This is a genomic window from Cyanobacteriota bacterium (assembly GCA_025054735.1).
GTDB lineage: Bacteria > Cyanobacteriota > Cyanobacteriia > SKYG9 > SKYG9 > SKYG9.
In genome coordinates this window covers 1-7,769 of sequence record JANWZG010000169.1, presented here as the reverse complement: position 1 = coordinate 7,769, position 7,769 = coordinate 1, and the positions used below count along the sequence as shown (strand labels likewise).

Sequence of the window (7,769 nt, the reverse complement as noted above, 5' to 3'; positions counted from 1 at the left end):
AGCCCCGGCGATGAGCTGTTGGCGATCGACCAGTTTCGTGTCACAGCTGATCAACTAGACGATCGACTGCGCAACTACAGTCCTGGTGATGCTGTGACAATGACTTGGTTTCACCAGGATGAACTACGCACAGGCATGGCTACCCTAGCCGCCCCCCAACCAAAACGTTACGAAATTGTGCCAGTTCAGCACCCTACGCCTAGTCAAGAGAAGCTATTTTTTGGTTGGCTTGGTCAACCCCTAAGCCATCTAGTTGACAACTCGGCCTGAGCTTGATATCCCCATAAAACTTGATATCCCCATAAAAATTGGGCATTTTGAAGAATAGGCCTGTGTTATACAAGTGATGTTGATCCCCGACATTGACCCTATGCTGAATCGTTGGCTTCCATTGCTACAATCGTCTGCTGTGCGATTTCCTGTTACATTGTCGATCGCTTCAGTGATGGTGTTGATGCAACCTACCACTGCTCAGTTACCTGACCCCAACAGTCCCCTGGGCTATCCAATTGCCCCAAGTGGCTCAGAAAATCGCCTAGCGTGTTACATGCGGACTCCATCCGGTCAGTTGGTGAACCTGGATGTGTTTTGTGTGAGTCCAGAGCAACCCAGCGGTGAGCCAAGACTAGGAACTGGGGATGTGCAGGTGACGTTGCGCTGGCGCACGAAGGATGATTTAGACCTAGCAGTAAAGGATCCATCAGGACAAACGGTCTTTTTCCGAGAACCTAAGTCCCCATCTGGTGGAGAGTTGGATGTTGATTCTAATGCGGACTGTGTTGCGACGACGACTAGGCCAGTAGAGAATATCTTCTGGCCCACGGGTGGCGCGCCTGCCGGACGTTATCAGGTGCAGGTAGTGCTGTATCGTGCCTGTGAGCAGCCTGGTAACCGTACCCGCACCATTCCCTTTACAGTGACGGTGCTAAATAAGGGTAGGACGAGTACTTACAATAGCACCGTGAGCTTAGCTAGACCTAGGGTAGACTTTCCGCCATTTTCTGTAGAAGCTGGGGCAGCAACACCTTCCCCTGCTAGCGGTACGCCATCTGATACATCCCCAATGGCAGCGCCTTCACCGGGAATGTCTCCATCGCCATCACCTGCACCTCCATCCCCACGTTAGGGGCTAATTTAGTTGGCTAGTCAGTCATGCCTATAACACCATCGCTGTGGCAACGGTTTTGTGGAGTTTGGATGGGGGCTTTAGTGGCAGAGGCGCTGCTGGAGCAGTGCTCTCGATCTGCTGCTTGTCGTTATCAGCCCTTGTCACCAGGATTTTGGTCAGTTCATCAAGACGCAGCGGTGACGATCGCCAAGTCACTTTTACAGGCTTCTACCCCACCTGAATCTAGACGATCAGCCTCCCTAATCCATCCCACAACCCTGGTGCCCTTTATCTTGCTCTATGGGGACAATCCACTGGCCCTGACAGCAGCAATCCAGCATTGGTCTGACTCCCACGATCGTCCCCTAGCGGATCAGGTAATTATGCTGCACAGTGTAGGATTGATTTTGCATAACAGCAGCCCTATCCACCGCATCCTATCCGCTGATGTTGCCTATCCTTGGCCAGACTATGATCATCCGGCACTGAGGCAGACGCTCAGAACGGTGGCAGCCCTATATCAGAATGGTGCTAGCCTGACGGCTGCTCAACAGGCACTAGCCTATCTGCCCTTGGTTTACCGGGCCTATGGGTTGGCTCTGTTTTGTTTTGTGACCACACCCCAGGACTGTCGGCTAACGTTGCAACGGGCTATAGGATGTACAGACCAACCACTGACAACGATCGGGGCTGGGCTATTGGTTGGTGCTTATAACGGTGAGCTAGGGCTACCAATCGAGTGGCGCGCTGCCCAGTTGGGAGCCTATGACGAGCGAGTTCGACCTGTGGTAACGCAACTATTTGCCCGCTGGTGTGGTGTGTATGATGGGCGTTCGTTGCCCGCTATGGACTATGACGCGATCGCTGTTAGTGTACCTGGTGCCATCAGGTCGCAGCGTTAATAGTGATACAAACAGCAGCCTATGTTCCTGTGGGACGCTTAGCCAAGAGATAGGCAGCGAGCACTCCTCCTAAGAAGCCAAACAGATGGCCTTCCCAGGAAATACCACGATGGATAGGCAACAGGCCAAACAAGGTGCCCCCATAGAGAATGGCGACTACGATTGAGAAGCCGATCGCCGTTACACTCCGCTCAAAGTAGCCCCGTAGCAGTAAGTAACCTAAATAACCAAATACAACACCGCTGGCACCGATATGCACAGAAAAGGGAGAGCCGATGAGCCAAATTCCCAATCCCCCCACCAGCATGGATAGTATGGTCACAACAAAAAAGTCACTGGTTTCACGTAGCATAATCAACCAGCCTAGGGTAACAAATGGCAGGGTGTTAGCGATCAGATGAGCGAAGTTGCCATGGAGAAATGGCATAAACAAGATTCCCCAGAGTCCATTGATGCTACGGGGGCGAATACCCAGCGCATTGAGGCGATGCCCAAAGACAACCGCATCTAGAATCTCCACACCCCACATTACGGCAACAAAACTGCCCAGGATGACGATTTGGGTTTTAATTTCTTGGGCGATCGTAGTTGATTTTTCTCTGTGCATAGCGATGTCAGTTCCAGTGAGCAACAAGCAGCAGCGTAGTTCTACCTTAACCCATACAAGCCATCTTCATAGAATTCCCAATCACTCCACGACTTTGTGAGGTTAGCTATGCCCTCAGGGACGTGATTGTGATAGACAACGTTCCTCTATTGCTAGCTACGTTAGGGATAGGATAATGCGACCAGACCATAGGCCTACAGCAGCTACCAAGCCCACAATCCAAACTGCGTTGCGCCTGCTGACTCTCTCTGCCATCAACTGCCCCCATGCTAGGGAACCAAGACTGATCAGCCCTGTGGCTAGATTGCGATCAAGCCTAGGTGACCTGTATCCAATGCAATCACAATGCCACCGCCACTGTAGGCAGCATCACCATAGAACATCCACATTGCAACTTGAGTCAAGATTGTGCCTAAACCCCCAATCCACAGACTGCTCTTCAACGACTGACTGAAGTTCCAACGGGTGCATCCCACTTGGTAGCCCTCACCAAATCCCTCTCCCAAGCAGGGAGAGGGACTTTCCATCCGACTCCCCTGCGCCCACCCCCCCGTTCGCGAGGGGCTAAGGGGGGCAGGGAGAAGGGGCTAGGGCGTGAGGGCTTATGTGCGTTAAGTGGGATGCACCTAGTTCCAACTTAGGGTTACCTTGAGGGTGATAAACACGCTAAGGGTTACCAGCACGAACACGCCTAGGGTGACGACTGAAATCGGTAGGGCTGAAGCCAGCGATCGCAGCCACGATCGGAACGAATGCTGTCAAGGAATCATCAAATACCCATAGGATAGAGCCAATCAACGCCAGCAGATAGCTGGGCAATTTTGCCTGTTGCAGGGCTAGCAGATAACCTAGGGTGCTAAACCCTAGCCACCAAAACAGGAGCGGTGCCCAAGATAGCTGTAGTGGTGACTGCCGAGGGGTGCACGATCGCGGTACAGTGCTGGGGGCAGCCTCTTGGACAGGAGGGGACAGTGACAGATCCCTTGGGGTGGCATCACTAGTGGCATCTAGCGGAAGATATGATTCCTGAGCCTCTGGAGGGTTGGCCTCTGGCGAGGGATAGCCATTGGGCAATAGGGCATCTGTTAATGCAGCGCTATCCAGAACAGTTCCTTCCAGCACAGCCTTGTGAGATTTACTCGCCTCAGTTAGTCTTAAGCACGAGTGCCAAGACCACCGCTAGAATAGCAGCATGGGCAATCAACAGCAGTAGAACACCTAGACCCACCAGCGGCCAATAGCGCACAATCAATGTAATCAAGCCCTTTTGAATGGCATTTGATACTGTATTCTCTAACCCTGGATTAGTCATCACCTTATAAACAATTTTTTCGACTTCAGACGACAGCCGCTCTGAAGCACGGTGGGTGAATTGCTCAACGCGCTTGCCAATAGGACGAGTAGAGGTTTTTGGGGGTTTAGCCATGGGGTGAGAATAGCAGGCTGGTGTAGGAATAAGCAAGACGATCGCCCCTAGGGAATTTGTTTAGGAGGCATAAGCAAAGAATCATCACGATCGCGATTGTAAGGGATGATGCAGGTCTCGCCAATAGGTCATCTCTACATTGCCAATGGACTACTACTAGGTCGTAGGGTGATTAGAAAAACAGTGTTATCGCAGAGCTAGTGTAATCTGCTTTATGCAAGCTCAAGTCAACGCTAGGATAGAATCCTGAATGATGACTCCTAGCCGATCGGGTTACTCACTACTCATGCGCATGATTCAACTGTCAGATACCCACATCTTTGCCCACGGCGACGGAGAGTTACGGGGCATGAACACAGCAGCATCTCTGGGACAAGTTGTAGCCTTGGCACAGACCCTAGACCCAGATTTGGTGATGGTCACGGGTGATTTATCTCAAGATGAAACCCCAGAATCCTACACCCATATCCAGCATTTATTAGCACCGCTGGCTGTCCCCGTGCACTACTTAGTTGGTAACCATGACAGCAGCATTGCTATTCAGCAAGCCTGGGGTGATGTTGCTATTACTCAGGCCCGTGTTTTGGTGGAGGATGGCTGGCAGTTGCTGTTGCTCAATTCCACTGTGGTGGGAAAGGTCTGGGGAGAGTTGTCGGCTGCAACCTTAGACTGGCTGGATACACAACTGCACGCTAGTCATTTACCGGCTTTGGTAGCCCTGCATCATCCGCCGATCGTTCCCGATCCTGACTGGATGGGAGAGGTGTTGACGAACTCTGACGCACTGTATCAGGTAGTCGATCGACATCCTCAAGTGCGCCTAGTGATTGCAGGGCATGTTCATCAACCCATTCACTATCAACGGGGTAACGTTGCCTACCTCACAGCACCTTCAACCTGCTTGCAGTATGACCAGCCAAAGGACTCTCCCCTCACGTGGCATCGTCCCGGTTTGCGATGGCTAGAGCTATACCCTGATGGTAGTTGGTTAACCCGCATTGTGCGTGTTGTTCTATAACTGTGGTTTCTACAACTGTGGTTTGAGGATATGCGCCTGTCGTTTTACGCCATTGTTAAAAATGAGCAACACAACTTACCCCGCTGTTTAGAGAGCGTGCGTCCCTACGTGGATGAGCTAGTGATTGTGGATACTGGTTCTGAGGATGAGACGATCGCGATCGCTCGTCACTATGGCGCAGACATTTACCACTTTACTTGGTGTGACGACTTTGCTGCTGCCCGTAACGTTGCCCTTGCTCATGTCACCGGTGATTGGATCCTAACCCTAGATGCTGACGAGGATTTAGTGATCAATGACCCTAACTGGAAAACCCTGCTCACTGTTGATTCCAGCATTTCAGTCTATTGGTTAACTCGCATTGAAATGAGTCAGCCCATTACCCCTCTACAAGCCCCGCGTTTGTTCCGGAATCTGCCAGAGTTTAGTTATGTGGGACGCTACCATGAACAGTTGGCCTATCGACATCAGGATGTCCCCAACACGATGATTCGGCCCGTCACCAATCTGCATATTCGGCACTACGGCTACAGCGACGATCGGCTACTAGAGAAAAACCTCACCCGCGACATTCCCATGCTAGAGCGGATTCGTGCCCAAGAACCCCTAAGCTTGCTGCTATTGATGACCTTAGCCGATGCTTACCTACGCACCGGACAGGAGGAACAAGCGCGATCGTGCTGGGCAGAAGCCTTTGAGCGCATTGCCCCAGACTTGATTGCAGGGAATCCTCCAGCGGAGGCAGGACGGTTACCTGCCCTGCTCTACACCCTTGGCTCTGACCTGCTCTATCAAGAAGACTACGAAACAGCCTTGTTGATTTGTCGGCGAGGACTAACTTGGTTCCCCAACCATCCACCCTTGCTGCACTTGACAGGAATGTTGCTGCGGGAAATGGATCTAGCCCTAGGGGCAATCCCTTACTTTCAGCGCTGTTTGCAACTCGGACAGGAGGGCACCTATTACCGCGAGGAACCTGTAGATCAGAACTTTATGACGGTATGGGCAGCCTATGAGTTAGGGGTAACCTACAAGGTCTTGGGCGAGCCAGAGGCGGCGATCGCTGCCTTCACCCAAGCACTTACCTTTGACCCCACCTATGACCCTGCTCGCCAAGAGCTAGACCTGTTGCGGGGAAGTTAATTCCTGCTCCAGTCGCTGCATGAGTTGGTCAATATCATCGCCTGTATAAGCCGGTAAAAAGGTTATCCGTAACGTCCGAAATGGCTTCCAAAGTTGGTCATGAATACTCCATGCCTCAGCAGTGCCCTCTAAGTGTACAGGCACGATCGTCCAGCCGGTTTTCAGCAATAGCTTCAGCATTCCTGCTTGAATTTCCGTAGCTTTGCGACTGCCACTGGGATAGAGCAACATCCAGCCAGTCTGGGTAGATCGTAGGCGTGTCATCCAGTCCCGCAGGCTGATGTGTAGATTACGGTTAAAGGCCACTGCTTGACCAAGTAGTGAGGCTGCTAGGGCACGATCGACCCGCTGAAAAAAGTAATCTTCTGCTGCTAGCACGCACAGTTTGTGTCGCTGCTTGCAGGGTAACGCTGCCAAGACGGTTGGCGTATCTAGATGAGATTGATGGTTGGCCACAAGGGCAATTTTGTCGCCGTCGGGTACTGTGCCTCGCACCTCTAGCCGATATTGCAGATGAAATAGCAAGACAACCATCCATCGCCCCAACCAGCGCAGGAAATCCCACGTGAAATCTGGCACACGCGGATACATCCCTAACTGCTGCACCAGTGGCTTACCCACATCTGGGAAAGGGGTGTACCGGAATTTCATGCTCCCTTACAGCCTATCTTGACTACAGGACTGACACTTCACACCTCTATTTTACCTATTCCCCCCATCTGTGCTGTCCAAGACTGGGCATAGAGGCCATTGGCGGCGATGAGTTGATCGTGATGGCCTGATTCCACAATTTCACCATTGACCATGACATAGATTAAATCGGCACGCATGGCTGTGGTGAATCGATGGGTAATAACGATCGCTGTCTGACCCTGTACTAGTGCCCGAAATCGAGACAACCAGTCTGCCTCGGCCCAAGAGTCCATAGCACTAGTGGGTTCGTCTAAGATCACGATGGGAGCAGGGCGCAAAAAAGCACGGGCTAGGGAAATGCGCTGCCATTCGCCCACACTGAGGTCGGTGCCTGTTGCAAACCACTTGCCCAACAGGGTGTCGTAGCCTTGGGGAAGACGAGCGATCGGCTGATCAGCACCTGCCGCTAGGGCTGCCTGGGTAATTTCAGGTTTTAGAGCTTGGACATGGTGAGACCATTCTTCACCCCATGCCTCACCAGCAAGACGACTCAAGACAATGTTTTCCGCAGCAGTGGCGTTATAACGAACAGGTTGCTGAAACAAAACAGTAATAGCACGCCGTAGATCAGCAGTTTTGAAGGAACGTAGATCGATGCCATCTAGGGTAATCTGGCCTTGTTGAGGGTCATAGAGACGACACAGCAACTTGAGGAGGGTACTCTTACCCGCGCCGTTGTTGCCCACGATTGCCACAATGCTGCCAGCAGGAATAGTAAGGCTAAAGTTCTTAAGGGCCGGGCGATCGCTACCGGGATAGTAGAAGGTTACATGATGGAATTGGATCCCTTGGCTTAGGCTTGAGGGTATGCACTTAGGATTCGTGGGTTCCTGCATCTGGGGACGGAGATCAAGGAACTGAAAGAAATCGCT

General features: G+C 51.9%; 11 protein-coding genes. 5 read left to right on the top strand and 6 right to left on the bottom strand.

The window, feature by feature from the left end:
* From NZ772_09735 to NZ772_09725, 3 genes are all read left to right on the top strand, one after another.
* Nucleotides 1-270, top strand: a 270-nt coding sequence (locus tag NZ772_09735; protein MCS6813835.1) for a peptidase M61, incomplete at its 5' end; no start/stop codon positions are given.
* Nucleotides 271-370: 100 nt separating this feature from the next.
* Nucleotides 371-1,126 (top strand): hypothetical protein, encoded by a 756-nt coding sequence (locus NZ772_09730; protein ID MCS6813834.1) that lies wholly within the window; start codon nt 371-373, stop codon nt 1,124-1,126.
* A 26-nt stretch (nt 1,127-1,152) separates the two neighbouring features.
* The gene (locus tag NZ772_09725) at nt 1,153-2,010 is read left to right on the top strand and encodes a hypothetical protein (GenBank protein MCS6813833.1); all 858 of its coding nucleotides are present in this window, start codon (nt 1,153-1,155) and stop codon (nt 2,008-2,010) included.
* Between the two features lie 19 nt (nt 2,011-2,029).
* Here the strand turns inward: NZ772_09725 and NZ772_09720 are convergent, their stop codons facing one another.
* From NZ772_09720 to NZ772_09705, 4 genes are all read right to left on the bottom strand, one after another.
* Nucleotides 2,030-2,617 carry a rhomboid family intramembrane serine protease gene (locus NZ772_09720; protein ID MCS6813832.1) on the bottom strand — a complete coding sequence of 196 codons (588 nt, stop codon included), beginning with the start codon at nt 2,615-2,617 and terminating at the stop codon, nt 2,030-2,032.
* A gap of 299 nt (nt 2,618-2,916) precedes the next feature.
* The gene (locus NZ772_09715; GenBank protein MCS6813831.1) at nt 2,917-3,144 is read right to left on the bottom strand and encodes a hypothetical protein; all 228 of its coding nucleotides are present in this window, start codon (nt 3,142-3,144) and stop codon (nt 2,917-2,919) included.
* Between the two features lie 139 nt (nt 3,145-3,283).
* On the bottom strand, nt 3,284-3,739 hold the full coding sequence (locus NZ772_09710) for a hypothetical protein (GenBank protein ID MCS6813830.1): 456 nt from the start codon (nt 3,737-3,739) through the stop codon (nt 3,284-3,286).
* Between the two features lie 22 nt (nt 3,740-3,761).
* Nucleotides 3,762-4,043, bottom strand: a complete 282-nt coding sequence (locus tag NZ772_09705; protein ID MCS6813829.1) for a hypothetical protein — start codon at nt 4,041-4,043, stop codon at nt 3,762-3,764.
* 250 nt (nt 4,044-4,293) lie between these two features.
* On the opposite strand from NZ772_09705, the gene NZ772_09700 reads away from it, so the two are divergent.
* Nucleotides 4,294-5,061, top strand: coding sequence for a metallophosphoesterase (locus tag NZ772_09700; GenBank protein ID MCS6813828.1), 768 nt, complete (start codon nt 4,294-4,296; stop codon nt 5,059-5,061).
* 30 nt (nt 5,062-5,091) lie between these two features.
* The gene (locus NZ772_09695; GenBank protein ID MCS6813827.1) at nt 5,092-6,204 is read left to right on the top strand and encodes a glycosyltransferase; all 1,113 of its coding nucleotides are present in this window, start codon (nt 5,092-5,094) and stop codon (nt 6,202-6,204) included.
* Here the strand turns inward: NZ772_09695 and NZ772_09690 are convergent.
* The gene (locus tag NZ772_09690) at nt 6,181-6,855 is read right to left on the bottom strand and encodes a 1-acyl-sn-glycerol-3-phosphate acyltransferase (protein MCS6813826.1); all 675 of its coding nucleotides are present in this window, start codon (nt 6,853-6,855) and stop codon (nt 6,181-6,183) included. The two genes, NZ772_09695 and NZ772_09690, sit on opposite strands and share 24 nt — an antisense overlap.
* Nucleotides 6,856-6,893: 38 nt before the next feature.
* Nucleotides 6,894-7,769: ATP-binding cassette domain-containing protein (locus NZ772_09685; protein MCS6813825.1), on the bottom strand; the 876-nt coding region annotated here is incomplete at its 5' end.

Excerpts from the sequence above, each read along its gene's own strand:
- NZ772_09730 (MCS6813834.1), top strand. The coding sequence starts at position 371 with ATGCTGAATCGTTGGCTTCCATTGCTACAATCGTCTGCTGTGCGATTT.
- NZ772_09725 (MCS6813833.1), top strand. The coding sequence starts at position 1,153 with ATGCCTATAACACCATCGCTGTGGCAACGGTTTTGTGGAGTTTGGATG.
- NZ772_09720 (MCS6813832.1), bottom strand. The coding sequence starts at position 2,617 with ATGCACAGAGAAAAATCAACTACGATCGCCCAAGAAATTAAAACCCAA.
- NZ772_09715 (MCS6813831.1), bottom strand. The coding sequence starts at position 3,144 with ATGGAAAGTCCCTCTCCCTGCTTGGGAGAGGGATTTGGTGAGGGCTAC.
- NZ772_09705 (MCS6813829.1), bottom strand. The coding sequence starts at position 4,043 with ATGGCTAAACCCCCAAAAACCTCTACTCGTCCTATTGGCAAGCGCGTT.
- NZ772_09700 (MCS6813828.1), top strand. The coding sequence starts at position 4,294 with ATGATGACTCCTAGCCGATCGGGTTACTCACTACTCATGCGCATGATT.
- NZ772_09695 (MCS6813827.1), top strand. The coding sequence starts at position 5,092 with ATGCGCCTGTCGTTTTACGCCATTGTTAAAAATGAGCAACACAACTTA.
- NZ772_09690 (MCS6813826.1), bottom strand. The coding sequence starts at position 6,855 with ATGAAATTCCGGTACACCCCTTTCCCAGATGTGGGTAAGCCACTGGTG.